Source organism: Stenotrophomonas sp. 610A2 (genome assembly GCF_030549615.1).
Taxonomy (GTDB): Bacteria; Pseudomonadota; Gammaproteobacteria; order Xanthomonadales; family Xanthomonadaceae; genus Stenotrophomonas; species Stenotrophomonas pigmentata.
The window spans coordinates 1,556,149-1,582,038 of sequence record NZ_CP130832.1 but is presented as its reverse complement, the minus strand read 5'-3'; the positions used below and the strand labels follow the sequence as shown (position 1 = coordinate 1,582,038).

Sequence of the window (25,890 nt, the reverse complement as noted above, 5' to 3'; positions counted from 1 at the left end):
TCTAACTTGATGCCTGAGAGGGCGGCGGCAAGTGTTCTTGGACGACCTCCAGTAGTTCCTCGTCCGGAATGTTCTTACCCGGTGGCTGGCTATCCATGTAGTCATCAACTGCCTTGATAACGGGCTCGTATTCGTCCATCCAGTAGTAGTTCATGGGTAGATCTATGAAGTAGGTTGGGCACAGCATCTCCCGGTTGTCCTCCGTCATGCCGACTTCCTGCCATGCCCAATCCAGGTCTGAGTTGCCCACGACATCCCGAAGCTGTGCGATCACTTCTGGTGTGAGTCCCAGCTCAGATTGCTTGGCCTGAACTAGCTCGTGAAATTCACGAAAAGTGGTTCGTTCCCGATATTCCTGAGGCATTGGGAACGCACATAGCCATCCATTGAGCTGGTTGATCCGCTCAATCCAGTGTGGAATATCAAGTGAACTTGTCATTGCACATGTCTCGCTATCTCATCCATCCATGAGGAAACCGATGGACTGGCGACACCATGGAACGTGCCCTGCCCAGGTAACACTTTGATCTTGGCCACCTCTTCTGCTGTCTGAGGAAAGAAGGGGCCATCCACTCCAAATACGAACCAGTCGCCCTGAACCGTATCGCACCGCTCACAGTGGTTGGCGAGATAGGTGGTGCCCGCCCCTTCCGTATGGACATAGCGAAGCCAAGGGGCTACGGCAAGAACCTGGCTGTGCACCTCCTCCGTCATCCCGCCCACATAGTGCAAAACGGCCGCATCCTGGCTGACAAGGTGGTCGTTCTCTTCATGGTCAATCTCGGTGTAGCTCAGCACCCATATTGCCGCCATGGGTGTTAGCTCGGCGCATTTCCAGCACCTGCCCTCATTCACCAAGACTGCAAACCTGGTGGCCACCAAGGTGGCCTCGTCCGGCCGGATCTGATTTTCGGAGTTTCCACCCATGCTCACTTGGTCCAAACCTTGTTCATGGCCAGCAAGAGATTGATGGATTTCAACCATATGGCCAGCGCCTTTTCCTTCTCCTCGCTGTGCTTCCTGGCCACACTTTCCGAGTAGGAAAGCTCATGGGCCATTGCCGTGAACTGGTCTGCGATCTTCGTCCTCACGCCTTCTGGTAGCGCGTCGAAGTTTTCCATGTTGCGGGCGAACAGGGCGGCAAAGTTCTCGTCAATGCCCTCAGCGCGCATGGTGCTAGAACCCGCAAGCGCCAGCACCGCCTCTTGAATCATCATCATGTGTCAGGCCGCCTTGGCAACGCTCGGCCAGATCTTCAGCAACTGAGCAAACAAGTGCTCAGTGCGGGCGCGAATAGCGTCTTCGTGCCACTCATCGGCGTGCGGGGCATGGAAGTAGCGAGTCAGGTTCATCTTGGAATACGTCAGGAGCTCCGGGCGCTTCTTGGCCCAGGAGGCATTCTGCAATGATGAATTGAACTTACCCGTGATCAAGGTCAGGTTGCCCAAGGTGTTGAGCATCACGCTACGGCGAACCATGGCTTTCTGCTTGGTCAGCTCATCCACCTGGGCAGCATCGGGTAGTGGCCAGTGGGTAAGCCAGGTTTGCGGCATCACATGCTCGATGGTGAGTTTCGATGGCATTGCGATCGCTTCGCTCTTGCTCGACATGGAGAATGCATCCAAGGCTTCAAGCACAGCACGAACCTTCTTCTGCGCCAACCTGCCATAAAGCTCCTGCTCGAAGATCGCCACGAGCAATTCATCATCCGTTGGGAACTTGGTGCTCTCGCCAGTGCCCTTGCCCAGTTGCTCTGCGACTGTGGCCGCGGACACTCCGCCCGCCTTCTCAACGGCCTTGATCAGGTCCACAAACAGCCGGTTGTAGTTCTTCGTCGTGTAATTGGTGATCAGGCGGCGCATCAGGAAGCTTTCGAGCACGCCTAAGATTTTGTCGAACTCATCCTTGTTGTCTGGCATCAAGCTCGCATAGGCATACAGGAGGAACGGATAGACCGTGGCCGTATCTACCGCTTCCAGACGCCGTAGGAACAGCGCCAAAGCGTCATGGTCTTTGGGCTCATAGAACGCCTGGAAGATATCCCCGAATTGAGCCAGTTGCTGGATATGGGCCGCGGGTGTCGTGGGAACCGGAATGCTTGCTTCTGGATCCGCCTCCGCATGATCTACAAAGCTCTTGTAGGCATTGAACAGATGAGTGGACTTCACCTCATCCCGAGTCATCATGGACAGGTAGTGGTTGATGAAAAGGTCAATGCGGGGGCGGTAGATGCGCCCCTGCTGGACGGGTTCGCGCCAGAACTTGCTGTCGAAGCGCTCCCAATGCTTGGCGTAGAGCTTTTCTACATCCTTCTCCGTCGCACCCTCTACCCTCGCTGCCTTGCGGAACAGGTAATTCTTGATGAGGTCTGCCGGTAAAAGCTCGGTGCCGCGGGCATTGAGTGTTTCGAAGATGACTTGCGTTTCATCTCCCGCAGTCAGGTTGATCACCACCAGCTGCAACCCGTCCTGCACCACTAGCCAGATGCATTCCAGGCGGTCCTCAACTGTCTTGCCGGATAGCGCCTCGACATCGGCCTCATCATCCAGCTTGCCCGCAGCCCAGTCGGTCAGGTGCTTGCTGAAATAGCGATAGGCGCCAACGATCTGGCTGCCATGAAGCTCTGGCTTTCCCTTGGCCCCCTGCTCTACCTCTGCATCGGAAGACGACTCGCACACCAGACGGAACGCAGGACGGTCTGAGTTGGTGGGAAGGAGCTTGAACTTCTCCTCCTCGGTCTCCGCACGGTTGGCCGCGTTCTCGATCAACCCCGTGAAGCGACCCGCAAACTTCTCTGCACCCTTCGCAGCACAGAGGTTGCGCGCTGCCATGAGGAAGACTTGAAGGGTGGTGAAGCGTTGCTGGCCATCGATGACCAAGCGTGTCTCGATGGAACCTGCGGGGTTGGGCACCTGTTCGAGCACGATGGCGCCCATGAAGTGTGGGTGCGCCTTGCCTGTGCGAAGCCGCTTGTCCAGGAGCGCTTGGATGTCTTCCCAAAGCGGCTCCCAGTTCTCTTTCTCATCCCACACATAGGGCCTTTGGAACAGCGGCACCTGGTAGAACTTGTTGCCGTCGAACAGTGCGTCAAGCTGATTGGTTTTTGCGTCCATGTATCCCCTGGATCCTTTGCTTACGGTTCTCTTACGTCGATGTGGAGGGTGGCAAACCCGAACTTGCCCAACATGGCCCCGATTCGATCCTGGACATAGCAGGCGTCGTCCCCCGACCCCGCGGCGTCCTCGATTAGGTCAGCTTGGCCAGCGAAGGCGGGCCAAAAGTCCGCGGGATCAGGGTGGTCGGACACCAAGGCAGGCAGAGCCTGTTCCAGAGCATCCAGGAGGTGGGCGAGTTCAGCACGGGTCTTCATGGCCCTATCTTGACATCGGGCACGCTCTGGCGCGATAAATGGCCCGCTGGCCGGAAAACCGCCAGTGGTAAGCGTTGGCCCCTACCGCCGCGCTTCACGTTGGTCGATAAATCGCCAGCGTTTCAGCCTGCATATGCCCATACGGCGCCAGGTGCCCAATCGGACTGTAAACAGCCGTTGGGAGAACAACCCCCCTCGCTCCCGTCCTGGAACCTGCATATGCCAAACCGCTACAAATCCGCCCGAAATGCCGCCTTCAATGCCCAAGGTGGCCGTTGCTGCTACTGCAACCTGCCCATGTGGCGAGCCTCTCCTGAGGAGCTAGCACCACTAGGCCTACGTCCTAAAACCGCCAACCCTCTCCGGTGCACCGCTGAGCACCTGGTCGCCAAGCGCGACGGGGGCCAAGGGGGTGTAAATATTTCCGCGGCGTGCTGGCTTTGCAATGTCAGGCGTCATCGGCGGAAGAACCCACCGGATCCGGAAACCTACCGGGAGTTTGTGCGGCGCAAGATGGCCAAGGGCACCTGGCACTGCCTGGGGATCAAGCTGGCACTATGAATGCTTCGGCCAGTTTTCCAGGGCAGTGAGGAAGCGCTCCATGCCGTCGTGGCGTAGGGAGAAGCACTGAGCCACGGTCATTGGGATCCCACTTTCCGCAATGCTCAGGCGCAACGCATTGACCCTTCGCTCCCATCCTGCATCGAGCATGATCAAATCGCAGTAGTTCACAGCGTTTAGGGCATGCGAGAAATCCATCGCATCATTGCGGTCGATGGTGGAATTCAGGTCCAGGATCCAGTCGCGCATCAACGCCCCAGAGATGATCTTGATCCGCGAGCGAATACCGTCAGGTCGAGAGGCCTTGGTCGCAGCCCTGAACTTGTCGTCCTGACGATTTGACACGATGCTCTGGATAAAGCGGTCAGCGACATCGTCCAGCACATCGCTCATCTTTTCACGATGCTCATGGAGCATCGCGAACAAGTTAAGCATGGCCTCAGTGGTGTCCCCTGTCTTCGCGAATTTGCGAGAGAAGAACTCCATGTTTGGCTCGTCGGCAACGGGAAAAGGCCGGTCTGGATCCTCGTCAAAGCTTCCTTGTCCCCACCCCTCTTCCGCCTCGGGGTGGGCAAGGTAGATGTTGGGAAGCACGGCCCTCAACAGCTCATCGGCCGCAGCCGAATGCCTGCCATCTGAGAAGCGAGCGAACTCTGAGACAGTAGAGGGGGCGAACATCCATGTGCCGTGCTGGCGCTTGATTGCCTGGCTCAGCCGCTGGGTCAGCTCCTCACTCTTCGCGATGTGGCGGATTGCGAAGATATCCAGATAGATGGCTGGACGGTCAAACGTCTGCCGCCAAACGATATCGTCGCCATCTGGCTCGAATGAAATGGGCATGGCACACCAGAAAAAGATTTCCCAATTCTGCCACTTCAATTGCTTGGCCATACTCGGAATCTTGGATCCGCCTTACCACTCGGCGAAGCAGCCCCGCCCATCCCCGCTTTGAGAGGATGGGCGAAGCCCCATCAACCGCTTTTTACTTGTGCGGTGGCGCTCCCGTTGTCGCAGTGATCGTTAGCTCGATCTGACGGATGTGCCAACCCTGCTTCTCGATGTTGGCGATCATCACCGGATCCGTTGCTTCAATGTCCTGATGGAATGGCTTGGGTTTGCGATCCTGGAACTGGGCGGGGATTGAGTCGCCAGTGGCAAGGAAGAGCGCAGTCAAGCGCCCCATTTGGTAAGAGTCGATCTTCATTTGAAATACCTTTTTGCTTAGTTGCATGGCAGTTCGACATGAACTGCAAAAGGTATTTACAGTTTTGATTTTTCGTCTTTGGCGCCTGCAAGAGCGATCCTGTTCCAACCTTCTCTTGACGCTGTTCGATTGGCGGCCGGGCCGCTGCGCGTGGAACAGGAAGGCCGGGGTGGTTTTTGGTTCCACGCCACTCACCAGCCTGTGATCGGACAAGGTCTTACGGCTGTTCAGCCAAATACTAATTGCGGGCTTCGGATCGGCGTCCCTAACCTGTCTCCCCGGTGCGTCTCACCGGGTGATTCAACAACCCCGGAAGCTCGCCGCCATGAACGACCACGCACATCTCCATTCCGCCAGCTACTCAGCAGACCCCGCAGTGGCGGCCAGCCTTGCCTTGGCTGCTGCCCTACCCGATCCACCAGGCCTGCTTAGCGCTGCCTCAGCGCTTCCCCAGGCCATGTTGCGCCCCCTACTGAACACTCGGGCCGAGCTTGGCTTCCCAAGCCCCGCTGAGGACCACATGGGGGAGGACCTGGACCTTACGGCCAGATGCATCCGCAACCCGCTGGCCACCTACTTCGTTGAGGCCTCCGGCAACTCCATGCGGGATTTCGGGATCCACTCAGGGGACATCCTGGTGGTCGATCGCTCCATCAATGCCAAGCACCTGGATATCGTCATGGTGCTATGGGACGGGGGCTACACGGTCAAACAGCTTTGCATCCGGGGGCGCCAGGTCGAGCTTCGAACCGGCAACCCAGATCATGCGTCCATCATCGTGCCGCCTGAGGATGAACTCTTGGTCTGGGGCGTCATCACTTGGTCCATCACCCGACACTATCGACGGTAAGCAACATGGAAGACCTTGCAACCAAGTGGAAGGCCAAGATCGCGCCCATGCAAGGCGCGCAATGGCCTATGTCCTATCGCCGCCGTTTCACCCCCGCTGAGCTTGATGCCCTTCGCGCAGGCCTGTGGCCCCAGGACATGGATGACCGGTGGATCATCTGGCTGGATGAAGGCGTGCTTCGCCTTTGGCGTAGCTGGACGCAAACGTGCATCTATGAGCTACCCATCACGGTGCTGGAAGACGGCAGTGGTGAGGCGCGTATAGCGATGGTCCTGGACGTCAATGAGCTCTACCACCGCTGCCCCACAGAGGAGGGCGAGTTGCAACGTCTTGCTGGCGTGCTCTCTCTGATCTTGAACCGTGAGACGGTAGGCGCATGAGCATCCCCAACAATCTGCGCATGTTGCACCGTGGCGAAGAAGAGCTGCGGACAAAAACGCTGGTCTTCGCCAGGCAATCCCCAGACCTGGTGGACCATCTGGATCTAATGGAGCGCACCATGGACATCCTGGACATGCTGCGCCAGCACCACGACAAGAGCGACGATGGGAAGACCATCGCGCAGCTGGGCATGCGCTGCTTCAATAGCTTTGCCGCGGCGTGGAAGCTCACCGCGAGTGGCTACTACCAAGCTGCCGTTGCGACTCTCCGCGATCTGATCGAGACCTCGGAGCTGGCGGACTACTTCTATGGAGCGCCTGAGCAGATCGAGGTATGGCGTAAGGCGGATCCCAAGCAACTGGTGAGAGAGTTCGGTCCTTCCGTCATTCGCAAGACGCTGGATGACAGAGCGGGCCTGGGCAAGAGTCGCCGCGAAGAGATCTACAAGAAGTTCTGCACCCTGGGCTCGCACCCTAACCTCAACGGGTTCGCCATGCTTCGCCCGGACGGGATGGATGCGGTCATCGGTCCGTTTTTGGACATGAAGCTTTTGCGACCCGTGCTGGAAGAGACTGGCCAGTTGGCTGCACGGGTGGGCTTCGTATTCAACCTGCACCTCGATACTACGATTGATCCCTGTAACCAAATTGCGCACCGCTTCCTCTCTGGGGCGATGGAGTATTCCGGCAAGTATCTGGGCAAGGCGTATACGCAGGAAGAGCGGGATGAGGTGGACCGTCTCTTCGGTGGGAGCGCCTGACCATGCTTGGCTTGGTCGATGGCAACAACTTCTATGCCTCCTGTGAGCGCGTATTCCAGCCCAAGCTCATCGGCAAGCCTGTGGTTGTGCTGAGCAACAACGACGGCTGCGCGATTGCCAGGTCTGCCGAGTGCAAGGCGCTGGGCGTGAAGATGGGACAGCCCATCCATGAAGTGCCAACGGATGTTCGGAAGCAATTGGTCATTCGCAGTGCCAATTTTGGGCTCTACGGTCAGATATCTGGCCGCATCGTGGGCATCCTCCGCGACCTGTTCCCACGGGTGGAGGTCTACTCGATCGATGAGAGCTTTATCACTTTCGACGGCATCTCAGATCGCGAGCGAGCAGCCAAGGAAGCACGGGCTAGGATCCTTCAATGGACGGGCATTCCATGCTGTGTTGGGATCGGCCCTACGAAGACCTTAGCGAAGGCTGCAAACAAGCTCGCCAAGAAGATGCCCAGTGGCGTGATCGACCTGGCCGATGAAGACATCCGCACTACGCAGATGTCGCACTATCCGGTTGAGGACCTGTGGGGCGTGGGGAGGAAGTTCGCGGCGCGTCTGGGTGCAGAGGGCATCCTCACTGCCAACGATCTGATCCACGCCGATCCGGAAACCCTACGAGCCCGCTACGGTGTCGTGCTGGCCCGCACCCAGCGCGAGCTGCAAGGCATCCCCTGCTCCGATCTGCAGGAGGTCGAACCGGACCGTCAGCAGATCGTGGTCTCCCGGTCATTCGGCAAGGAAGTGATCGAGCTCGATGACCTGACAGAGGCCGTGGCCACCTTTGCCATCCGGGCCAGCGAGAAACTGCGTGCCCGTGCCTTGCAGTGCTCGGGTGTTTGGGTATGGCTCAACACCAATCCCTTCAAGCCTGGCGCCGCTCAGTATCATCCCAGCAAGTCATTCAACCTCGTAGGCCCCTGCTCCGATACGCGAGAGATCCTCATGGTTGCCCAAGCGTTGGCCAGGGCCATGTATCGGAAAGGCTATCGCTACAAGAAAGCGGGTGTTGGCCTGCTGGATCTGACAGCGGGATCTGTGGTTCAAGGCGATCTGTTTGCTGGCGTAGATCCACGATCCAAGGCGCTCATGGACATCCTGGACAGGGCCAACCAAAAGTTCGGCCGCGGGACAGTAGGGTTTGCGTCATCGGGATGGAAGCAAAAGCCGGTTTGGGCGATGAACCAGAAGAGCCTGTCGCCGGCCTACACGAGTCGGTGGGATCAGCTCTTGAAGGTGCACTAGCTACAAGGCTTGGTTATCGATGTGCGGCCACCGACCGACTTCCTCACCGAATTCATCCCATTGCTCATGCAGCAATGCCCGATCGCCCGGCCATAGGGGTTGATCCAGGAACTCGAACTGGTCGTATTGAGCAGTGGGCAGGATGTCGCCAATCCCTGTGAAGCAAAACCAGCGCCCCACAAACTCCGCGACCTCGGCGACCTGCTGTAACGACTGCTTAGCTTCGTTTGGACCCCAGCGATCCATCACGCGGCCCTGCCTACTCGCCTCTGTTGCAGCATGCGCGAAGAAGATCGTAGCGTGATCAGCCACCTGGTCGAGCTGGCCGAGTCGGTTCTCCAAGCGGATGAAAACATCCTCGCGAACGAGGTCAGCAGGCGATCGGGCGTCGGAAGCGACGCCGCTTAGCCAGTCAAACTCTTCATGCCTTTGCTCGGAAGGTTCATACCAAAGCTCCCTTGGCACATGCACACCGCCTGGGGGCTGCGCCATCGCAAAGTCCCAATACCTGTCGCGGATCGCTTCGTAGTCGTAAGGAAGGCCAGCGATTGTTTCCACATAGACAGCGCGGGTGAGGTTCTCCCGGCTTGCTTTGATGTCTTGGACAAGGGCCCATAAGGAATTGACTCCACGCCGGCCATTGAATGGCCCTCGGTCAACCAAACGCCGAATGGCCAAGATGGCGTTCGCCCAATAGCCGCCAGCCAAGAGGTCCAGGACCATTGAATTCAGTTTCTTCCGGCCCTCGTCGTCTTCCGGCGCCTGGCGCACGATCTGAATAACCGTTGTGAACGCGGCATAGTTCCAGGCGAAGTTCACCAGCGTGGGCAGGATGGCTTGCTCATCGCCTTCAAACGCCTTCTTCCAAGCCTCAACGCGATCTTTCATCATGCCTCGCTACAAGTCATAGCTCCCACCCTGGACTATCGTGGCGGATGAGCTAGAAGCGGCATCTGCCCGTATGAGCTGGCCTACCACACCGTTCGCATTTGCCGATCGGACCCTCAGACTTCATCGATTGAACAGTGGAAGCATCGAGAGTGAGGCGATCACGCTCCGCAGCACTTGGGGCGAGCGCCTCCAATACACCTTTGTATTTCTTACTGTTCGGATCCAAGTATTCCAGTGGCGACTTTCCTTCATTGTCCAGCGGGTATGGATTTGCTCCCAGCGAGAGAAGGGAGCGAACTCCCACAGCATCTCCTCCATTAGCCCTGTAATGAAGGGGTGTTCTGCCCATTTCGTCTTTTGCTTCGACATCCGCCCCGTGCTCTACCAGAAGCGAAACAGCAGCGCCCGATGCTTCATGAATAGGGTATCCACCAATGGGGTCGTAATGACCTGTGCAAAACGACGCTAATGATGCCCCCGCATCCAGAAGCATTTGAACGCTCTCGGTGTTTCCGCCCCGAGCCGCTTCATGCAGCGGTGTCCAGCCGTCTTGACCTGAAAGGTTGACGTCAGCACCTCTTGCGATCAGGACCTTGACCATCTTTTGTTGTTGCAGATAGACGGCAGTATGCAGCGGCGGATAGCCATCCTCATCCAAGACATTCACATCGGCGCCCCTTTCAATCGCTACGAGAAAGGCGTCGTAGTTATAGAATTCAATCGCGTCCCGAAGCTTCTGATTGGCGCGTTCTTGCTTTGTCTTGGCCATTACGATCACCCCTCCCAAATCACGCTACCGCTTGACCAACGCCGCTTGCGCGGGGTCGTAGACGAAATCCGTGATCGTGCCGTCCTGGATACGCTTCACTGCCTCGTCAATGACATGCAGTGGCACCAGGAACCACTCGCGGGGCTTCACCGGGTTGCCGAAGCGGTCTTGCAGGGTCAGATCTAGCCTGGCTTCCTGGAAGATCCGATGGAAGAGGTTTTCCAACCGCGTGCGGTTGAGGTTCGAGAGCTTGTAGGTGGCCACGATCTCAACCTTGGCCAGCATGTAGGTCGGATCGATCGTGGCGTTGGCGATCCGGGTCTCGACCTTGCCGCCTGTAATCCCGATCTTATGGATGAGCTCCCGGTGCTCGACCACGAACGAGTTGTTGGACAGGCTGCGCAGCACATAGATGGTGCCATTGACGATGTCGTCCGGCTCCAAGGTGTCGCCAAACAGCGGCCCATGGTCATCATCGGTAATACGCCGACCCGTGTCGTCCTTGTAAAGCGCCCGCTGCAATGAACGCTGCAACAGGTTGCTCTCGGTGCCATTGGAGAAGATGACTCGCAGGCGGGCATCTGGCTCACCATTAGGGGTGCGGAACGTCTCCCCCATTTCCGCGACATAGGCCATCTGGCCACTGAGGATGAAGAAGTTGCCCTCAGCCACGCTGGCATCGCGCCCAAAGCGCAGGGTTTTACGCAGGCCCGTTTTGAGGTCTCCTTCTACCCGCTCAAAGAGCGGCTGGAAACGGTCAAAGTCAGGGCAAGCCGTGCGGTTGGCAACGTCCTCAGCCGTCTTGCGTTCCTCGTAGGAACGCACATGACGCAGCTGGGTAATGTCGTCCTCAGCCCCCGCCAGGCCAAGCTCTGCCAGCAGCGCCTCATCGTCCATGTCTTCCGCAGCGTCGGGCGCAGCGCGGCTGGGTGGCGCGGATAGCAGCCCTTGGGGATCAAGCGGCATCAGCAATGGGTGCGCACTGGTCAATGCTCGTAACCGATCCAGGCGCACGGCATAGAGACGTTCGAAGATATCCCGTTCTTCGCCGTGCTGTGGCGCGCCCCCATGCTCTTGGACGAAGCGGAGAATGTCTTCAAACCCTGCCAGGAGACGTTCCTCCTGGGGGGTATGACTGCTGGCCTTGATAGGTGCAGCTTCAAGGCCAAGCTCTTCTAGGAGCTCCTCGCCTTCCCGGTCAGCCATTGCCGCCACCCTGAGCCGCGGAGGCCTTCTGCTGGGCGATGTGGCGCTGCAAGGCGGCGATACCTTCGGCCATACGGCGCTCCCAAGGATCCGCCGAGCCAATTTCAGGCAAGCGGCCACGCTCATTCTTGAAGGCAACGGCGCGCTTGGCCAAGTCCTTGGCTTCCTCGTAGGAGATTGCCAGGCGCTTGGCTGCGATGCTGGCCTGGACTTGCCGGAGCACGCGCTCATCCATCGCCTTGGCCAAGACGGCATAGGCCGCGTCGAAGGGATTGATACGATCGATCAGATCGATATCCAGGTCTTTGACGTTGACGAACTTTCGGACGCCCTCGATCAAAGACATGTTGGCGGACTCACCCTTCGCATCCCCCTGAGCGATGACCTGCTTGGCCTGCTGGGTGATGTTGAGGACGGCAATGGCATGCTGGCGCACGGCCTCTTGGTCTTCCTCACTGAGGTCCGGGTAGCGATCACGGACGATCTTAGCCATTTGGACCTGGGTGATTTCCTCAGGCAGGGTGTTGTCCTTGTCGAACAACCCGCGTTCCAAGGTCGGCTTATCCTGGATGAAGCCAGTGATGACCTCGTTGATGTCCTCTTTGCAGATCCGGGCGGCCTCAGGAGACTTGGGTTGCGCAAGACCATTGATCTCGACATGGACAGCGCCCGTGGCGGCATTCACGCCCACATTGGACTTGCCATCCTGGTAACCCTCCTCTCCGTAGTCAAAGCCTTCCTTCTCACCCGCGTTCTTAGGGGTGAACTCAAAGCGAGGCGCCAGGACCTGTTCCATCAGCAGACTGGCCGCAATGGCTTTCAGAGTGTCATTGACCGCATCAACCACGATTTCTGAGTCTGCCGCAGGCTCGGCAATCAGATTGGTGAAACGCGAACGTGCCTTGCCTGGCGCATCACGGGTCGCTCGGCCAATGATCTGAACGATCTCAGTGAGGCTGCTACGGTAGCCAATGGTCAGGGCATGCTCGCACCAGATCCAGTCAAACCCCTCTTTGGCCATGCCCAAAGCAATGATGATGTCGACGTTGTCGCGGTTGTCTTTCTGAGCTGGATCCTTCAAGGCGGCAAGGATCTTGGAGCGGCGAGCCGAGTCGCTATCGTCTACCAGGTCCGCAACTTTGATCGTGCGCCCGTCAGCCACCTGGATCAGGTGGAAGCCGGTTGTTTCGTCCCTGCCCTTCCACTCTCCAAGAGATCCCAGGATGTCCTCAACCTCTTTGAGCTTATCCTTCAAAGACTCACGGGCATTGACGTTAGGAATGTGGATGATCGTCTTCAAAGACGGATCCAACACCTTCATGATCGCGTCCAGATAGCGACCCGTATAGAAGAAATAGCCGATGTCCAGGCTTTTAAGGTAGGTATAGCCGTTCAGCTGCTCGTAGTAGGTATAGGAGACCGACTCAAACTTACCCTCGTCATCAGGCGAGAGAACCGCGACCGCATCGCCGCGGAAATATGATCCCGTCATTGCAACCACATGGACCTTGCCACGTGAGATGAGCTGCCCAAGCTGCGAGCCAAGCTTGTTATCGGGATTGCTGCTGACATGATGGAATTCATCAATGGCGATGAGGCGACCATCAAACGCCTCAATGCCAAACTCATCCACCGCAAAGCGGAAGGTGGCATGGGTGCACACCAGCACCGTGTCATCGCTTGCCAGGAACGCACCTACGGCCTTGACCTTGGACGGGGCAACCTTTCCGTTGTCCTCGCCTGGCGCATTGCAGAGGTTCCACTGCGGACGAACTTCCCAGTCGGCCCAAAAACCATGCTCTGACAGCTTCTCGTCGGCAAAGCTACCGCCGATGGATCGTTCTGGCACCACGATGATGGCCTGCTTCAAGCCCTGGTTCTTGATCTTGTCTAAGGCAATGAACATCAAGGCGCGGGACTTGCCCGAGGCAGGGGGCGACTTGATAAGCAGGTGCTGCTCACCGCGCTTAGCGTAGGCCTTCTCCTGCATTGGACGCATGCCCAGCGCATTGATCTTGCTGGATGCACCTGTCTGCGCCGTCGCAATCGAAACGGACGGGACGGTGTATTTATTGGTCGGATTGCCTTCCATGCTCATTTCTTGGCCTTCTTCTTTGGCTTGCCTTGGCCCGCCGTCATCTTGGTGTAGAGGTCGAACAGCTTTTCCAAGCGTTCGGTGTCATTTCGGAAACGGCGGCCGATGTAGATCTGTTCTAGAATTTCATCGTTGCGCTCATGAGCGCGGCGAAGGTCATCAGGCATAGTCTCGGGATCGTAAAGATCAGCGATAGTGGCTGGATAATGGGCTTCTCTGGCCAATAAAATGTTCTCTGCACACCGGCTTAGATCAATCATATTTTGTGCAGTCAGCAACGGTAGCGGAAAGGAGTTCCACCCAATGGAATTGGAATACGAATAGCGCATTTCGAGCCTCGCGCAAACCGTTGACAACCAGACCTGATGCAACTTTGATGAAGCAATCGAAAAATTCCACAGCGGCGAATCGTAAATGGTGAAATTTCGATTGGAATGTATCGTGTTGCTATCGGTAAATCCAACAGGGAAGTAAGCACGATTTTCGGACGAAACAGCTGGAATAGCGATTGTGTTTCTTGTTGCAATCGCCTGAATTTGCCTAAATCGATGTGGAAATGCCGCAGCTGGCCGAGTCTCTGCCGCTTTACTTTCCGCCCTGAATTTTGCAACTTGGTTGAGCCGCTCCGCAATAACAGGAATGGCTTTCGCCTGTTCGACTTCGTCATCCTCAATCCACAGACAATACCGTCGCTGACCTTGGATTAACTCTTGGGACCCAAGAAATGTTCGTATGAATTTTGCTGAACTTGGATACTCACGAAGAAGATCATCTCTTTCGTCGGTAGAAAGAAGTAGAAATCCCCCGTCCGTCGGCTTGTTCCCCCAGAACATTCTGGCCTGCTGACCGAGAGGTTTACTCTCCCCCTCGACAATGATGTCCCGAGACGGCACTAGATATGCATTAATGTTGTCAGCGAGTTTGCATGTCAGTCCGGCTGCATCTTCAACATAGAGACGGCACAGGCCACTGGGGTTTCTTTCCAGCCCCACCACAATCACAGCAACACCAGCGTTCTGGCTAGCTAGGTTTGCCCACTTGAAGGGCGAATGCGCGAAGGAAATCTTGTGTCCTGTTTCATAAATGAGTGGCCACAGGATCGGAACCTGTTGCCCCTGGCAAATAGAATTGGTGGATACGAAAGCTGAAACTGCACTTGTGCTGAGCCCATAGTCAGCTGCTTTCATAAACCAGCCAGCAACGTAATCCAAAGATTTCCAGTTTCTAGCCCTCTCCCCAAAGATTGCTTTGAGGTCAGACTTTTGCTCGTCCGTTTGCCAGGTTGATCCGAGATATGGTGGATTTCCGCAAATGTATGTCTCACCACCCTCATTCTCAAAGTCAATTTCTGCTTGGTCCAATGGAGTGTTGAATAAATCATCCCCCATCAACTTGACACCTGTTCCAGTAGGAGGACAAAGCGTCAACCAGTCAAGTCGCAAGGCATTTCCACAGGTGATCCAGTTCTGCGAATCCAATGGCAATACATCAGCGAGAGCTTCTTTTTGCCCACGGTAGAGTTGATCGCACTGAAACTCAGCGATGATGAGAGCCAGCCGCGCGATCTCAGCCGGGAATTCCCGTAGCTCGATACCCCGAAAATTCGTCAGCGGGATCTCAGTGCGCAGTTCCGCTTCCCCGCGCCGCTTGTTGATCTCAGCCTCAATCTCCCGCATCTGCTTGTAAGCGATGACTAAGAAGTTCCCGGAGCCGCAGGCTGGGTCGAACACGCGGATGCGCGCCATGCGCTTTCGCAAGTTCAGCAGTTTCACCTTGTTGTCGCCGGCAGCGTCCAGTTGGGCGCGAAGGTCATCAAGAAAGAGCGGGTTCAGCACTTTGAGGATGTTGGGCACACTGGTGTAGTGCATACCCAGCGATCCGCGCTCTTCTTCATCGGCTACCGCTTGGATCATGGAACCGAAGATGTCAGGGTTGATCTCCTGCCATTTCAGCTCGCCAGTGCGAAGAAGGTAGGATCGCGCTGTGCGGGTGAATACCGGAACATCCGTGCTTCCAGAGAACAACCCACCGTTGACATACGGGAAGCGCTTCGCCCAACCGGGCAAATCAGAAGCTGCTCGTTCTTCATCCGGCAAGTTCATTGCACGGAAGATGGTTTCCAGCACCGTGTGAGTGTTGGATCCATCTGACTCGGTCATCGTTTGCAGTGTCTGGGTAAACAGACTCGCTGCGGCCTTAAAGATTTCCGTGTCTTCCGCGAAGAAGCAAAACACCAGGCGGGCCATGAAGTGGTTCATGTCCGCTCGGCGCTCGTCCGACGCCCAGGACTTGTTGTTCTGCAAAAGTTCAATGTAGAGCTTGGTCAGACGGCCAGTGGCTCGAACGTCAAACGGGTTCTCTTTGATCTCCTTGATCGTGGAGATCCCGGCCAACGGAAGGAAGAACCCGAAGTGGTCAGCGAAGCTCTTGAAGTCGCACGCCAGCACTTCCCCGCTGATCAGATCCTCGGCTTCCAGGGTCTGGCCATCGGTCGCCATGATGAACTTGGCTTTGGCTGGGAGGGTGCGCGGACTGGCCCGCAATGCCTGCAAGGTCTCGTGGACCTTCCCGGGCGCGCTGGTGGCCAAGTGGATGTTGGAGCGTTGCAGGATCGCGCCAGGGACGTCAGAGGCATTGCTGTCCCCCTTCCGTAGGCGCTTGATGGTCGTGTCTTTGTTCCCAAACGCTGTCAGGAACAGATAAGGGAATTCGCCAGGCTCAAACGGGGCTTCGGCCAGGGCGGAGAGGGCCTCCTCGATCTCAACTGCGTTCAATGGCAGCCCCCCAGGGCGCAACTGGACCAACAGGAAGCATGGGACCCAGCCAAGGCACCTGCAAAGGCACCCCGGCCCAAGGATCCGGGCAGTAAAATGACAATCTTCAAAGCAGCCCCAAGAGTGCGCTAAATCAATGGTTTAGCTTACCGCGAGACGGCTATTCTCGGGTAGGTGGATCGCACCACAGGAGACTAGAAAAGTGGTGGCCAGGGCTCATACGCGACGGGGCTTCTTGGTCTTCCCCTTGGCTGCAGGGGTGGACTTGCCCAGCCGCTCCTTGACCTCTTCGGCCTGTTCCTCGCCTAGCGAGCGCTCGATCAGGGCCCACACTTCGTCCTGACGGGCTTTTGGCAGGAGGGCGAAGCCGGTGATGACCGCGGCGAGCTTGTCGTCCCTGCTGACCAGGGCGGGGAACGGGACTTTCAGGACCTCGGCGACCTGCTCGGCGTGCTCAAGGCTGGTTTTGTTGATAGCCAGCTCCCAGCGGTTGACCCTGGCAGAGCTCGTATCTTCCGGGAACCCCATGCCCACCCCCACGCCGACCTGAGAAAGACCCAGCGCTTTCCGGGCCGCCTTCATACGTGCGGCCAGAACCTTCTGGATTGGGGGCTTGCTGGGGGGCATGAACGTTCTGAATCAAGGTAGCCCCGGATGATGCCAACCGACCCCTGCGGTGTGATACTACTCCCCACGTAGTTTTTCAAGCCCGACCCATGGTGGGCGGCGCAAAGGGGGTTGCATGAAAGTCGCTGAATTGGTTCGCTGGGGCCTGCCCCTGGCTGTGTTCCTGGTGTTCTTTCGGCTCAGTGGTGCCGGGGTCTCCTTCCTGTTTGCAGGTATCGTCTTCGCGGTCATCACCGCTGCGATGAGCTGGCACAAGCGCGATCCCCACGCCTTCCACATCGGTGTGCGCGCCTGGATCGTGGTGCTCTTGATCATCCCTGCTGTTCTGGGCGTCATTGGCACTGCCCTGGGTTTTCCGCCAGCCCTCTTGCTAACCGTTCCCCTGCTCTTCTTCACCATCTGGCTCTATCGCCTCAATGCCAGAGCGATCGAACACCACAGCCGCACCATCGGACGGAGGCAGTTCTCATGAGGATCATTTTAGGAGCCGCCCTGTTAGCCCTCTCCATGGGGGCTGCTGCGGGCGAGCCGGTGAAGCTCCAAGGCTTGAACGTGTCGGGCACCAAGGCAACGGGCACGTGCGGAGCGGCAACGGTGTCTGTGGAAGGCATCAGTCCTGACTACATCGAATACAGCGGACGTGTGGAAATCGTCTCAGGCCAAAGCAAGCTACTGCTCACGGGTGAAGAAGGGAGCTTCTTTCAAGACTGGAATTATTTGGCTTGTGTGGATACCACCAAGGGGCCAATGATCGTCGCCAAGGCTAGCTGCGGAGGTCGTAGCTGCAACCCAGATGACTTCCAGGTGATTGATCCAAAGACAGCAGCAGTGGTGTCGAAGGGGACACAGGATGAGGGTTGTCCCTACCAATGCGCTGAGAAGGCACTTGGTCAACGACTACCAACCGACCTAAGGCCTGCATATGCCGAGTAAAGAAAAAAGGCCCCATCACTGGGGCCTTTTCATTTCAAAAGTTCAGTGTTGCAACTTGTCGCGTGGTGTAGGTGCCTACTGGGACGGTGTATCCCCAGTTCGCGTCAACCCAAAACATGATCTCTTGGGACTGGCCAGTGCCGGTGCCAGCAATAGCATTGCCGTTCGCATCTTGACCCCATACAGACAACTTATCCGCCTGCAAGAGCCTCATCGGCACAGATTTGGACGTAGATGCGTCCGTCAGAACGATCCCGCCTGCCGCGCCTGAGTCAACTTCCAAGGTGTAGGGCAGATCCAGGTTGCAGACGACGACGGCACGTCCGCTTTGACCAACGCCGAGCAACATCCAGTCCGGGATATCCCCGCGAATGCCGTCTTGAACGCCTCTAAGATCGATGTCGATGTCTTCGGGTATGTTGAGGCTACAACTGGGCACCACTTCAAGCGAAATGCTGAAATCATCACTGAGAGTATCCGCGTGGGCGGGCGTAGCAGTAAGACTTAGAGCTCCCAAAACGGCAAGCCCAGTGAGGAATAGCGTGTTAACTGTTTTCAAAGTCGGCTCCTATGTGGACGATAGTGGTCTCAACTCATCACCGCCCCAAACGAGGGACGGTGATGTGGTTGTGAGCCGACAATCAGAAGTTCAAAGTGATGTTCTTCACTGCGGTGTAAACACCAACGGAAGGCTGACGGCCCAACGCATAAGAAGCGTTGATTGTGTAGTCCTGGCGCGAACCGGTGCCGATGGCATCGAACTGACCGGAGTTGATGGCGCTGCTCCATGGGACCAGAACGCCGTTGGCGTTGTCCGCAAGCTGCACATTGACCAAGACCGACTTGCCAATGGCGGCATCAGTCAGAACGGCTCCACCACCGAAATCAGTATCAACTTCCAGGGTGTAAGGCAGATCCAGGTTGCAGGCGACTGCAAGAGCGCTGTTGCCCGAGCCAGCCAAGTTGCCGCCCGTAGCGTCGTGGATCATGCTGATATCGCCAGCAGGCTGGATAATGGCGCACATGGCATCCACTTGCAGCGTGATGTTGAAATCGTCGGTAAGGGTGCCTGCATTCGCGCTACCCAAGGCAGCCATGGATGCCACGGCCAGAGCGAGCGCCAAAGTGTGTTTCTTGAAAAGCATTGTTTTCTCCTGAAAGGGGTTGGGGTGAATGACGCAAATGTTCCGCATCCCATTTGTTGTAGGGCAGAACAGACTTTGCGCAAGACCCTCGATCAGAAGTTGATGCTCAGCTGCACGCGAGCCTGATAGGTATCTGCTGGGATCAAGATGGAGGGTGCGATACTGGCCCGAATGGAAAGCGCTTGCGCGGACCCATTCCCTACCCCACCTGTCGCCTCACCGTTCGCTTGGCTTCCCAACACGGCATTGGAATGCGCGAGCGTGAGGTAGGCTGGGATGGCGTTGCCTTTGGATCCGACGAGCTCGATCACGCCACCAGGCTGGGCATTGACCACTTCCAATGACCAAGCGAGATCTGGCGAGCAACTGACTTGCACCATCCCGTAGTCCGATTGGATCTGTGAGGTGGACCCAAGGCCGCGATCAATTGCGATATCCGCACCCGCCAAGGATATCTCGCAGGTGGTATCGGCCATCGCGAGACCTGGGAAAAGCAAGAGTGCGAGGAAGAGGTGCTTCATTGAGCATCCTTGCAATCAAGCTCAATCACGAAATCAAACTGACCCAAGTCCTCAGGAAGCTTGACCTTACAAGTCGAAGTTGCGTTCAGCTGCACCATGAGTTCTTCGCCCTGGACAGGCGACTGCAGAACAGCGACGCCGCCCTTACCAATCGCCACCTCTTCGCTGGCAGAGATAAGGCGTGCAGGCGGATCAACTGGCTTACCCTGGTGGGTGATGGAGACTTCGCGCATCTGGACTGTGGAGATGGGAAACACCACTTTTGCCCCACCCAATCTAGGCGCAACGACTCGTTGTTCCGTAGTCTCAATCCCCACTTCCAGTGGAAGGTCAGTGGTGTTGACCTTGATGCTTTGCCTGGCGAGGGGTTGAATATCAGGGACCAAGGCATAGCCGCGCTTGTTCGTGGTGCTCTCAAACCCACCACCAGAAGAAACAGGCACGCCTGCTTGTCCAGGCACTTCAACCAAGGCGAAGCTGCCAATAGTGGTTCGCTGCGTGGTGATGCCACCCTCGCCTATCCACATCGACCCATTCCACCTCGCATCCATTCGGCTACTGTCCTGGTCGTAGTAGACGCTGGCAGATAGATCGCCCTTGTCAAAGCGCATGGCTGCGGTGCCGAACGCAGTGGTTTGGCTACCGTCTTGGCGATAGGTTGCACCTGCTGCCCATCGAACGTCTTTGTTAGCGATGCTGGCGCGACCTGCAAAGGCGGTGCCCACGGTGATATCCGGGGCTGCTTTGACCTGAGAGTTGACCGAGAGGTTAGGACCAAAGCTATGGCGCCAAGTCGCATAGATCTGCTTATCCTTGGTGTGCGGATCAAACGCGACTCCAAAACCAAAGTCATCGTGCCCGCGGCGCACTCTTGCAATAGCATCGAAACGGGATGACCTTTCTCCGTTCTCAAAGTCGATCGCCGTATAGCTTGCACCGACGTTCCAGTTCGAACCCCGCGGGGCCAAGCCAAACCCTAGGCTTGAAATGGTCGAGATATCACGGCCGTTGAAGGCTGTGGCTGTGCTGTCAGACAGCATCCAGTGATTTTTGGAAAAAGCAGCGTGGGAGGCACGGACCGACCATCCGTCGCCTTGGTAGTCATACGCCACACCATAGGCACTTCCAGATCCTTCCGGACTACTCGACTTGCTCAGATCCACGCTTATAGAGCCATAGTTGCCCAGGATGAAGCGGTTGGATAGAGCGATGTTCTTGGAATCTTGGGTCGCTTGAACAGTAGCCCCCAGCGTCCACTTGTCGGACATGCCGTGCTCTACCTTGGCCGAGGCGGCAAGCGCTCCGTAGCGATCCGATGACAGGTCGGGCCGGATAGCGCCCACCGACACATCGAATTCGGTCTTTCCCTTAGGCAGGTTGCCGGGCGCAACATAGAAGCGCTCAGTGATGACTTGTTCACGGCCAAAGCTATCGCTGATGACAAGGGAAAGCTCATTACTCCCGTTGCGCGTGGCGTAGTTTCCCAGCTGCCATGGGCCCGGCTTGATCGTATGACTGCCTGCGGGCGCGCCATTGACCTGCAATTGTGCTCGGGTTGTATCCTGCGCAATGCCGCCCAGCATCGGAATGGGGGTGAAATTCTCTCCTTGGCGCAATGCGCGATCTGAGGCGATGCGAACCCCACCCAGATTGACCGGGTTTGCTAGGTTCGATCGCGGGCTGAAAACATCGCCCACCTGCACCACCACACCGGGCTTGATGAAATCCTTGTTCCAAGTGGTCAAGCCGCGGATGTAGGCCGCTTTGCCAGATTGGAAATTCAGCTGACCAGTGCTGATCAAGGTGCCGCGAGCCAATCCCGTGCGCGCTTCATGGCCAAGAGACAGACCATAGGTGCCATCCTGGTGAACCGATGCCGCCAAGTCGTAATTTATCATCACGCCCTTGGGCTGACGATGTGTCGGCTCCTCGGGTTGAAAGTTGCGGCCCAGGATTTGGCCAGGCAGAAGCTTGGCCGGAACGAGCAAATCAATCGATTGCTCCGTCTGGTTGAATTTTGGATCGATACCTAACGCCCGTGATGAAAGCAACCCTGTCTGATCCGCGCCCAGGCTCAGCCCCATGCCCAGCCAGACTTCGTGGTCCAGCCAGACATCGCCATCGGCTGATTGCAAAACGATGGCAGTCTCTTGCACCAGCTTGCCATTGAATTTGAGCATGACGATGTTCTCAACGGCATCCTGCGGTGGCGTTTCAGCACGAACGAGTGCGGGGAGGCAAACCAGCAGGACCGTTGCCAGGGCAACGGCCATCTTGGTCATTTGACGTCCAGTTCAATCGCCTTGCCGTTCACCATTGCCGAAATCTTCGACACAGGCGCTGCGTCCAATGGGTAGGTCGCTGTCTCCCCCGGCAGCAGATATCCCACCAGTCCTTCTTTGACCTTGGATCCTGCTTTCAGGTTGACAATCTGTGCCGTCGCGGAGCCGGCATTGGTAATGGTGAGGTCTTTACCCGTCCAGGTTGCCGAAAGCACTGGGGACGCTGAGGCTGCGCGCCACATCCAGGGAAAATCCATCCGCATGGAATACACCACGCCTGACTTCTCGGGCACGATGTTTGCCGGGATCTCCTCCACCCGAACGCGATAGACGGCTTCACCAGATACAGGAGGACCGGACCTAACATAGCGAACGGTCTGAGACTGCTTCGGCTTAATCGTCATGATCGACGGTGCGAAGCGAACATCAGCGCTCTTGGTTCGCACCTGCTTGCCGTCCACGAGTGTCAGCTCATCGAGAAATATTTGATAGGTCTTCTCGACATCGTCTGTATTAGAAACGGTCATCGTGCCCGACTTGTGGGCAGCGGGGAAAGTGGATACGAGTGGTCGAATTTCCAGCGCTTGCGCAGAAAACGACATAGCTGCAAGGATTAGTGCAGCGGACAACTTCTTCATTTGGCCTCCGAGATGCATAGCAATTGCTATACGTTCCAGTCAAAGGCCAAATCAGGTTTTGGCAAGGGTGCTGGGCGCAAATAAAAAGGGATGGATTAGTTCCATCCCCGATCAATACGATCCAAATCGTAGTCCTCGCCGAAGATCAGAGCCGCTTCCTTGGGATTTAGATCGCGATAGCGGCTGAGCTGTTGCGCGTCCATGCCTGCATCTTGGCTATCCATGCCCCAAAACTGCTTCATGAAGCCGTCGAAGTCGCTGTGCCACTTGTCCATGGTCTTCTCCTGGTGCAAAGAAAAGGGCCCCGAAGGGCCCCGTGGGGTTCAGTCTTCCTTGGTTTCCGGGGTGCGCAGGATCACAACACCGTCAATCGGGTTGGCGCGGAGAACCAGGCGGAAGCCTTTGCCATCTTGATGCGGCCAGGCGGTGCCGATCTTGCTCCAACTCGAACGCTTCTCACCCTGCACTTCGAACTCTTCCACCACAAACGCATCCAGGCGGGCAGGAGCTTCGGTCTTGCTGGTGTTCTTGGCCATGATCAGGTTTCCTTCTATCGAAAGAGCGAATTGCTCGGGGATAGATGGAGGAAGACGAAAGCCCAGGTGCACCTGTCCAGCGGAGGAATGGAATGAGTTGAGCGTCCCTTTGGGAGACAGGCCGCAACAAAGGCCATCTGGCGTGAAAGGGTCTAGTGCTGCCGCACACTTCGGAGCGGCGTTAACGGCCCTAGCCAGATGAAAGACTGCGTGGAGGAGTGAACACTTGCCCCGGGGCGTGTTGACCGAAAATCCCACGAGTAAGCAAGCCGCCGTCGATGAAGAGGAACACCTATGGCGCTGATCAACTGACCCTGCTCCCGCTTGGATGCGGTGGAAGAGCTGGCAGGGTGTGCGAGATGGAGAGAGGCCCGCCGCCCTTAATGGCACGGCTAGGCTCTACACCCTGATCAGAGGCGTGATCCTTATCGGAAGGCAGGAGGCGAACGCCGGGCGGCGCTCCACACCTTCAAGCACCAGACCCAAAGGACAAGTGCGACTGGCGCCAGGAAGAGCTGGATCATCCTGGGGTTGGTCAGGATCTGCAGGGAGACGATTGACGCTGCCATGAGCAGGATCTCGGCCTTGGCGCGGAGGCGACCCACATTGGCTGCGCGGGAGCGAAGGTAGCCCTTCCAAAACAGGCCCCACCAGCACCATGCGATGAGCATGACCCAAAGACCCGGCACCGCTACCGAAAGCATGGTGCAAAACAGTGCTGCTAACAGTGCAAATCCCATCGTGTTCTCCTTGGCCGTGATAGCTCCAAGGTGAGCCAGATTGGGGATTGCGCAACCCTTTGATCAGAGTTTTTGCGCGAATACTTGATGATGGCTCGAACGCGACCACGTCTGATCCACGAGCTTGCCGTGCAGGCGCTCCATGGCAAGCGGATCAGGAGTCCAGCCGCCAACGCGCTTCTGGGCCTGGGCCGCCGACTTGGCATATTCTTGAATTGTGCCAATCTGCTCCATAGACGCTACCTGATGCCAAGGCGTGCCCTTGAAGTCGATCTTGGCAAGGTCCGCGCCACCGTCGAGCAAGGCCTTGACCGAGCCCAGGTGGCCACCTGAGAGGGCGTGATACAGGGCATGCCGTCCGTGCTTGTCCCGGGCATCCACATAGACGCCATGCTCTTCGATGAGGCTACGGACCAGCTCGGCCTGGCCCTTCTGGGCGGCGTGATGCAGGGCATTGAGGCCGCTCGCATCCTTCATGTGGACATCGCCGCCCCGCTTCAACAACGCGGCCACTATCTCGCCTCGGTCCTTGCGGATGCACATGTGCAGGGCTGTGCGCCCGGCCAGGTCTCGGGCATTGGCATTGGCACCGGCATTGATCAAGAGATCAACTGCCTTCTGGCTGCGAGCATAGTGAAGCGGCTCCCTGCCCCGTCTGTCTTGGATATCCAGGCGAACGCCGGCATCTACCAGAAGAGCTGCGAGATCCAGGCGGTTGGCGAGGATCAGCCAGTGCAGTAACGAGCGGCCCTGCCTGTCCAACGCTCCCAGGACCCTACCTTTGCGCCTGCGCAGCTGGCCAGCCAGCTGCATAGTGGTCATCAAGAGGAAGAAGTGTGAGCCGCCCTGGTTCACGATTAGAGACGCATCCGTGCGGTCGCCTTGGCGGGCTCGATGCCCTGCCCTTGCGCGGCCGCCTCGGCATAGCGGCGATCGAACTGGGCGTCGGCTTCCTTCGGGTCTGGGGACCAGGCGCCCGCAGCTTCTCGGGTGCTCGATCGAAGCTGTCTAGCTTCTGAAATAGCCCGACGCTCTGCATTGAGAGTATCCAGGGGGCGCCAGTTCCCCTTTGCGTCTTGGGAAACGTTCGGATCATCATCACTCGCCAAAGGTGTTTGAGAAACATATCCACCCTCCTCATAAACACCTCCGGCACTTGATAGGCGCAGGTTCGTCCACTCTTCGCCTACCGTTTCATGTAGGAACTGGATTTTATCTGCAACGGTTGTCTTATCGAAATCGGGAACCTTGTTTGAGTTATTCACTACAACAAACTCTTCCCACTCATCCTCGTTTGTTGAGGTTCGGTAGTAAGTTGTGAAATTGTCCACAGGTTCCTCCTTTGGTGATCGAAGCTACCCTAAGCATGAGGTAGCACTGAAATTGCGCAAGACCATCCATGACCAAAGTTGGCTCAGCCATCCCAGAGCGGACCCGAACCGTTGAAGACGATATCGTTGAGGTAGTCGTCCCGATGCTGGACAACCGCCTGTGCCTGGTCGGCGGTCAATCCGTTGCCAGTAAAATACTCCACCAGTTCTTCATTGGTGGAATTCTCGTCGTTGGCCAGGACGCCTTCGATCCATTCGATGTCGCCGTAGTTCAGACCGTATTTGAGAGTGCTCATGTTGTTCTCCAATGGCGTGTGCCGGTGGAACCCAATGAGCGGAGCCGCACGGGCAGGCTTGCACCCGTAGGGCCATTGCTGGCAATGGAGGGCATCCTTGCCAGGCTGTCAGGTGGAGCTATGGTTTCCGTGGAGGCAAGCCATGAAGATCAAATGTCGCTCAGCGATCTCTGGCAGGATCCCAATCGACCGCAAGCTCGTCCTGCACCTTGACGCTGAGCACTTTTGACTGCTGAACATCAACGACCTCACCATCAAGATCGTTCGTCGCGGCAAGCACCATGGCCTCCTCCTCCGACGAGGCGAGAACGGTTCCGGTCGTCGTGCAAGTAACGGTCCGCACGATTTCCACGTCGTAGCTATGGATCGAACGGTTCATCATTTGGCCCCGGCCTGCTGCAATACCGAGCTCAAAGACTTCCGCGATCTACGGAGATCTGCACCAGTGGGAGCAAGCCTCTCAACCTCGTTGCCACCAGGCACGAATGCTTTCCGCTTATTGGCCCTAATGCCCGCGATCATAAGGCGAGTATTGCCCCAGCTTGCTTTCGCAGGGTTCGCCATCACAGCTTTGAAAGTCTGCCCGTTGATCTTGTATTCCACATGAAAATTCCTAACAATCCGCTCGCATGACACCAGCGAGGCTCCCTCTTTGGCCAACATGGCCTTGATCTCACGAAGCCCAACAGCCTTACTTGCGCTGCTCATATTCTCTCTCCCGACTGCCAAA

The 25,890-nt window shown here is 57.1% G+C and carries 32 protein-coding genes; 6 read left to right on the top strand and 26 right to left on the bottom strand.

From position 1 onward, the window contains the following. Nucleotide 1: 1 nt before the first annotated feature. The 7 genes from Q5Z11_RS07100 to Q5Z11_RS07070 form a co-directional block, all read right to left on the bottom strand. Nucleotides 2-439 carry a hypothetical protein gene (locus Q5Z11_RS07100; RefSeq protein WP_303749335.1) on the bottom strand — a complete coding sequence of 146 codons (438 nt, stop codon included), beginning with the start codon at nt 437-439 and terminating at the stop codon, nt 2-4. Continuing rightward, nucleotides 436-984, bottom strand: coding sequence for a hypothetical protein (locus Q5Z11_RS07095; protein WP_303749334.1), 549 nt, complete (start codon nt 982-984; stop codon nt 436-438). The genes Q5Z11_RS07100 and Q5Z11_RS07095 overlap by 4 nt, the downstream gene beginning before the upstream one ends. Further along, nucleotides 930-1,220: a hypothetical protein gene (locus tag Q5Z11_RS07090; protein WP_303749333.1), complete on the bottom strand. Its 291-nt coding sequence runs from the start codon at nt 1,218-1,220 to the stop codon at nt 930-932. Before Q5Z11_RS07090 ends, Q5Z11_RS07095 begins: the two co-directional genes overlap by 55 nt. 3 nt (nt 1,221-1,223) lie before the next feature. Then, nucleotides 1,224-3,113 (bottom strand): DUF262 domain-containing protein, encoded by a 1,890-nt coding sequence (locus tag Q5Z11_RS07085; protein ID WP_303749332.1) that lies wholly within the window; start codon nt 3,111-3,113, stop codon nt 1,224-1,226. 20 nt (nt 3,114-3,133) lie between these two features. Beyond that, nucleotides 3,134-3,370, bottom strand: coding sequence for a hypothetical protein (locus tag Q5Z11_RS07080; RefSeq protein ID WP_303749331.1), 237 nt, complete (start codon nt 3,368-3,370; stop codon nt 3,134-3,136). Nucleotides 3,371-3,925: 555 nt separating this feature from the next. After that, a complete protein-coding gene (locus tag Q5Z11_RS07075) occupies nt 3,926-4,822 on the bottom strand; it encodes a hypothetical protein (protein WP_303749330.1) in 897 nt (298 codons plus the stop codon). A gap of 91 nt (nt 4,823-4,913) precedes the next feature. Further along, nucleotides 4,914-5,135, bottom strand: coding sequence for a hypothetical protein (locus tag Q5Z11_RS07070; RefSeq protein WP_303749329.1), 222 nt, complete (start codon nt 5,133-5,135; stop codon nt 4,914-4,916). Between the two features lie 325 nt (nt 5,136-5,460). Here Q5Z11_RS07070 and umuD point away from each other — a divergent pair, with 325 nt between their 5' ends. Genes umuD through Q5Z11_RS07050 form a run of 4 tightly spaced genes read left to right on the top strand, consistent with a single transcriptional unit; the run spans nt 5,461 to nt 8,376 of the window. Continuing rightward, nucleotides 5,461-5,985 carry a translesion error-prone DNA polymerase V autoproteolytic subunit gene (umuD, locus tag Q5Z11_RS07065; protein WP_303749328.1) on the top strand — a complete coding sequence of 175 codons (525 nt, stop codon included), beginning with the start codon at nt 5,461-5,463 and terminating at the stop codon, nt 5,983-5,985. A gap of 5 nt (nt 5,986-5,990) precedes the next feature. Then, nucleotides 5,991-6,365, top strand: coding sequence for a hypothetical protein (locus Q5Z11_RS07060; RefSeq protein ID WP_303749327.1), 375 nt, complete (start codon nt 5,991-5,993; stop codon nt 6,363-6,365). After that, nucleotides 6,362-7,126, top strand: coding sequence for a hypothetical protein (locus tag Q5Z11_RS07055; RefSeq protein ID WP_303749326.1), 765 nt, complete (start codon nt 6,362-6,364; stop codon nt 7,124-7,126). The genes Q5Z11_RS07060 and Q5Z11_RS07055 overlap by 4 nt, the downstream gene beginning before the upstream one ends. A gap of 2 nt (nt 7,127-7,128) precedes the next feature. After that, nucleotides 7,129-8,376 (top strand): Y-family DNA polymerase, encoded by a 1,248-nt coding sequence (locus Q5Z11_RS07050; protein WP_303749325.1) that lies wholly within the window; start codon nt 7,129-7,131, stop codon nt 8,374-8,376. On the opposite strand, the gene Q5Z11_RS07045 is transcribed toward Q5Z11_RS07050, so the two are convergent. The 6 genes from Q5Z11_RS07045 to Q5Z11_RS07020 form a co-directional block, all read right to left on the bottom strand. Then, nucleotides 8,377-9,267 carry a hypothetical protein gene (locus Q5Z11_RS07045; RefSeq protein WP_303749324.1) on the bottom strand — a complete coding sequence of 297 codons (891 nt, stop codon included), beginning with the start codon at nt 9,265-9,267 and terminating at the stop codon, nt 8,377-8,379. Nucleotides 9,268-9,316: 49 nt separating this feature from the next. After that, nucleotides 9,317-10,036 (bottom strand): ankyrin repeat domain-containing protein, encoded by a 720-nt coding sequence (locus Q5Z11_RS07040; RefSeq protein ID WP_303749323.1) that lies wholly within the window; start codon nt 10,034-10,036, stop codon nt 9,317-9,319. A 24-nt stretch (nt 10,037-10,060) separates the two neighbouring features. Then, nucleotides 10,061-11,242: a GIY-YIG nuclease family protein gene (locus tag Q5Z11_RS07035; RefSeq protein WP_303749322.1), complete on the bottom strand. Its 1,182-nt coding sequence runs from the start codon at nt 11,240-11,242 to the stop codon at nt 10,061-10,063. After that, nucleotides 11,235-13,340: a pseudomurein-binding repeat-containing protein gene (locus Q5Z11_RS07030; RefSeq protein ID WP_303749321.1), complete on the bottom strand. Its 2,106-nt coding sequence runs from the start codon at nt 13,338-13,340 to the stop codon at nt 11,235-11,237. The genes Q5Z11_RS07035 and Q5Z11_RS07030 overlap by 8 nt, the downstream gene beginning before the upstream one ends. Then, entirely contained in the window at nt 13,337-16,111 is a 2,775-nt protein-coding gene (locus tag Q5Z11_RS07025) for a class I SAM-dependent DNA methyltransferase (RefSeq protein WP_303749320.1), read from the bottom strand. The genes Q5Z11_RS07030 and Q5Z11_RS07025 overlap by 4 nt, the downstream gene beginning before the upstream one ends. Nucleotides 16,112-16,327: 216 nt before the next feature. After that, nucleotides 16,328-16,738 (bottom strand): helix-turn-helix domain-containing protein, encoded by a 411-nt coding sequence (locus tag Q5Z11_RS07020; protein WP_303749319.1) that lies wholly within the window; start codon nt 16,736-16,738, stop codon nt 16,328-16,330. A 115-nt stretch (nt 16,739-16,853) separates the two neighbouring features. On the opposite strand from Q5Z11_RS07020, the gene Q5Z11_RS07015 reads away from it, so the two are divergent. Both Q5Z11_RS07015 and Q5Z11_RS07010 read left to right on the top strand, forming a co-directional pair. Further along, nucleotides 16,854-17,210 (top strand): hypothetical protein, encoded by a 357-nt coding sequence (locus Q5Z11_RS07015; protein ID WP_303749318.1) that lies wholly within the window; start codon nt 16,854-16,856, stop codon nt 17,208-17,210. Beyond that, nucleotides 17,207-17,671 carry a hypothetical protein gene (locus tag Q5Z11_RS07010; protein ID WP_303749317.1) on the top strand — a complete coding sequence of 155 codons (465 nt, stop codon included), beginning with the start codon at nt 17,207-17,209 and terminating at the stop codon, nt 17,669-17,671. The genes Q5Z11_RS07015 and Q5Z11_RS07010 overlap by 4 nt, the downstream gene beginning before the upstream one ends. A 34-nt stretch (nt 17,672-17,705) precedes the next feature. On the opposite strand, the gene Q5Z11_RS07005 is transcribed toward Q5Z11_RS07010, so the two are convergent. The 13 genes from Q5Z11_RS07005 to Q5Z11_RS06945 all read right to left on the bottom strand — a co-directional run bounded on the left by Q5Z11_RS07005 (nt 17,706) and on the right by Q5Z11_RS06945 (nt 25,868). Beyond that, entirely contained in the window at nt 17,706-18,230 is a 525-nt protein-coding gene (locus Q5Z11_RS07005; RefSeq protein ID WP_303749316.1) for a spore coat protein U domain-containing protein, read from the bottom strand. An 82-nt stretch (nt 18,231-18,312) separates the two neighbouring features. Beyond that, nucleotides 18,313-18,816 carry a Csu type fimbrial protein gene (locus tag Q5Z11_RS07000; protein WP_303749315.1) on the bottom strand — a complete coding sequence of 168 codons (504 nt, stop codon included), beginning with the start codon at nt 18,814-18,816 and terminating at the stop codon, nt 18,313-18,315. A 92-nt stretch (nt 18,817-18,908) separates the two neighbouring features. After that, a complete protein-coding gene (locus Q5Z11_RS06995; protein WP_303749314.1) occupies nt 18,909-19,337 on the bottom strand; it encodes a hypothetical protein in 429 nt (142 codons plus the stop codon). After that, a complete protein-coding gene (locus tag Q5Z11_RS06990; RefSeq protein WP_303749313.1) occupies nt 19,334-21,619 on the bottom strand; it encodes a fimbria/pilus outer membrane usher protein in 2,286 nt (761 codons plus the stop codon). Before Q5Z11_RS06990 ends, Q5Z11_RS06995 begins: the two co-directional genes overlap by 4 nt. Next, nucleotides 21,616-22,257 (bottom strand): fimbrial biogenesis chaperone, encoded by a 642-nt coding sequence (locus Q5Z11_RS06985; RefSeq protein ID WP_303749312.1) that lies wholly within the window; start codon nt 22,255-22,257, stop codon nt 21,616-21,618. The genes Q5Z11_RS06990 and Q5Z11_RS06985 overlap by 4 nt, the downstream gene beginning before the upstream one ends. A 95-nt stretch (nt 22,258-22,352) precedes the next feature. Beyond that, nucleotides 22,353-22,532: a hypothetical protein gene (locus Q5Z11_RS06980; RefSeq protein WP_303749311.1), complete on the bottom strand. Its 180-nt coding sequence runs from the start codon at nt 22,530-22,532 to the stop codon at nt 22,353-22,355. Nucleotides 22,533-22,580: 48 nt separating this feature from the next. After that, a complete protein-coding gene (locus Q5Z11_RS06975; protein ID WP_303749310.1) occupies nt 22,581-22,793 on the bottom strand; it encodes a hypothetical protein in 213 nt (70 codons plus the stop codon). Nucleotides 22,794-23,218: 425 nt separating this feature from the next. Further along, a complete protein-coding gene (locus tag Q5Z11_RS06970; RefSeq protein ID WP_303749309.1) occupies nt 23,219-23,533 on the bottom strand; it encodes a hypothetical protein in 315 nt (104 codons plus the stop codon). A gap of 63 nt (nt 23,534-23,596) precedes the next feature. Continuing rightward, the gene (locus Q5Z11_RS06965; protein ID WP_303749308.1) at nt 23,597-24,388 is read right to left on the bottom strand and encodes an ankyrin repeat domain-containing protein; all 792 of its coding nucleotides are present in this window, start codon (nt 24,386-24,388) and stop codon (nt 23,597-23,599) included. Between the two features lie 2 nt (nt 24,389-24,390). Further along, nucleotides 24,391-24,864, bottom strand: coding sequence for a hypothetical protein (locus tag Q5Z11_RS06960; RefSeq protein ID WP_303749307.1), 474 nt, complete (start codon nt 24,862-24,864; stop codon nt 24,391-24,393). Between the two features lie 83 nt (nt 24,865-24,947). Further along, entirely contained in the window at nt 24,948-25,160 is a 213-nt protein-coding gene (locus Q5Z11_RS06955) for a hypothetical protein (protein ID WP_303749306.1), read from the bottom strand. A 160-nt stretch (nt 25,161-25,320) separates the two neighbouring features. Continuing rightward, entirely contained in the window at nt 25,321-25,539 is a 219-nt protein-coding gene (locus Q5Z11_RS06950) for a hypothetical protein (protein ID WP_303749305.1), read from the bottom strand. Continuing rightward, nucleotides 25,539-25,868 carry a hypothetical protein gene (locus tag Q5Z11_RS06945; protein ID WP_303749304.1) on the bottom strand — a complete coding sequence of 110 codons (330 nt, stop codon included), beginning with the start codon at nt 25,866-25,868 and terminating at the stop codon, nt 25,539-25,541. The genes Q5Z11_RS06950 and Q5Z11_RS06945 overlap by 1 nt, the downstream gene beginning before the upstream one ends. Between the last annotated feature and the right edge of the window lie 22 nt (nt 25,869-25,890).

Excerpts from the sequence above, each read along its gene's own strand:
- Q5Z11_RS07100 (WP_303749335.1), bottom strand. The coding sequence starts at position 439 with ATGACAAGTTCACTTGATATTCCACACTGGATTGAGCGGATCAACCAG.
- Q5Z11_RS07080 (WP_303749331.1), bottom strand. The coding sequence starts at position 3,370 with ATGAAGACCCGTGCTGAACTCGCCCACCTCCTGGATGCTCTGGAACAG.
- Q5Z11_RS06970 (WP_303749309.1), bottom strand. The coding sequence starts at position 23,533 with ATGGGATTTGCACTGTTAGCAGCACTGTTTTGCACCATGCTTTCGGTA.
- Q5Z11_RS07045 (WP_303749324.1), bottom strand. The coding sequence starts at position 9,267 with ATGATGAAAGATCGCGTTGAGGCTTGGAAGAAGGCGTTTGAAGGCGAT.
- Q5Z11_RS06945 (WP_303749304.1), bottom strand. The coding sequence starts at position 25,868 with ATGAGCAGCGCAAGTAAGGCTGTTGGGCTTCGTGAGATCAAGGCCATG.
- umuD (WP_303749328.1), top strand. The coding sequence starts at position 5,461 with ATGAACGACCACGCACATCTCCATTCCGCCAGCTACTCAGCAGACCCC.
- Q5Z11_RS06975 (WP_303749310.1), bottom strand. The coding sequence starts at position 22,793 with ATGGCCAAGAACACCAGCAAGACCGAAGCTCCTGCCCGCCTGGATGCG.
- Q5Z11_RS06980 (WP_303749311.1), bottom strand. The coding sequence starts at position 22,532 with ATGGACAAGTGGCACAGCGACTTCGACGGCTTCATGAAGCAGTTTTGG.
- Q5Z11_RS07050 (WP_303749325.1), top strand. The coding sequence starts at position 7,129 with ATGCTTGGCTTGGTCGATGGCAACAACTTCTATGCCTCCTGTGAGCGC.
- Q5Z11_RS07040 (WP_303749323.1), bottom strand. The coding sequence starts at position 10,036 with ATGGCCAAGACAAAGCAAGAACGCGCCAATCAGAAGCTTCGGGACGCG.
- Q5Z11_RS07030 (WP_303749321.1), bottom strand. The coding sequence starts at position 13,340 with ATGAGCATGGAAGGCAATCCGACCAATAAATACACCGTCCCGTCCGTT.
- Q5Z11_RS07035 (WP_303749322.1), bottom strand. The coding sequence starts at position 11,242 with ATGGCTGACCGGGAAGGCGAGGAGCTCCTAGAAGAGCTTGGCCTTGAA.
- Q5Z11_RS06955 (WP_303749306.1), bottom strand. The coding sequence starts at position 25,160 with ATGAGCACTCTCAAATACGGTCTGAACTACGGCGACATCGAATGGATC.
- Q5Z11_RS07055 (WP_303749326.1), top strand. The coding sequence starts at position 6,362 with ATGAGCATCCCCAACAATCTGCGCATGTTGCACCGTGGCGAAGAAGAG.
- Q5Z11_RS06990 (WP_303749313.1), bottom strand. The coding sequence starts at position 21,619 with ATGACCAAGATGGCCGTTGCCCTGGCAACGGTCCTGCTGGTTTGCCTC.
- Q5Z11_RS07060 (WP_303749327.1), top strand. The coding sequence starts at position 5,991 with ATGGAAGACCTTGCAACCAAGTGGAAGGCCAAGATCGCGCCCATGCAA.
- Q5Z11_RS06950 (WP_303749305.1), bottom strand. The coding sequence starts at position 25,539 with ATGAACCGTTCGATCCATAGCTACGACGTGGAAATCGTGCGGACCGTT.
- Q5Z11_RS07090 (WP_303749333.1), bottom strand. The coding sequence starts at position 1,220 with ATGATGATGATTCAAGAGGCGGTGCTGGCGCTTGCGGGTTCTAGCACC.
- Q5Z11_RS07015 (WP_303749318.1), top strand. The coding sequence starts at position 16,854 with ATGAAAGTCGCTGAATTGGTTCGCTGGGGCCTGCCCCTGGCTGTGTTC.
- Q5Z11_RS07070 (WP_303749329.1), bottom strand. The coding sequence starts at position 5,135 with ATGAAGATCGACTCTTACCAAATGGGGCGCTTGACTGCGCTCTTCCTT.
- Q5Z11_RS07020 (WP_303749319.1), bottom strand. The coding sequence starts at position 16,738 with ATGCCCCCCAGCAAGCCCCCAATCCAGAAGGTTCTGGCCGCACGTATG.
- Q5Z11_RS06995 (WP_303749314.1), bottom strand. The coding sequence starts at position 19,337 with ATGAAGCACCTCTTCCTCGCACTCTTGCTTTTCCCAGGTCTCGCGATG.
- Q5Z11_RS07095 (WP_303749334.1), bottom strand. The coding sequence starts at position 984 with ATGGTTGAAATCCATCAATCTCTTGCTGGCCATGAACAAGGTTTGGAC.
- Q5Z11_RS06985 (WP_303749312.1), bottom strand. The coding sequence starts at position 22,257 with ATGAAGAAGTTGTCCGCTGCACTAATCCTTGCAGCTATGTCGTTTTCT.
- Q5Z11_RS07075 (WP_303749330.1), bottom strand. The coding sequence starts at position 4,822 with ATGGCCAAGCAATTGAAGTGGCAGAATTGGGAAATCTTTTTCTGGTGT.
- Q5Z11_RS07000 (WP_303749315.1), bottom strand. The coding sequence starts at position 18,816 with ATGCTTTTCAAGAAACACACTTTGGCGCTCGCTCTGGCCGTGGCATCC.
- Q5Z11_RS07085 (WP_303749332.1), bottom strand. The coding sequence starts at position 3,113 with ATGGACGCAAAAACCAATCAGCTTGACGCACTGTTCGACGGCAACAAG.
- Q5Z11_RS07010 (WP_303749317.1), top strand. The coding sequence starts at position 17,207 with ATGAGGATCATTTTAGGAGCCGCCCTGTTAGCCCTCTCCATGGGGGCT.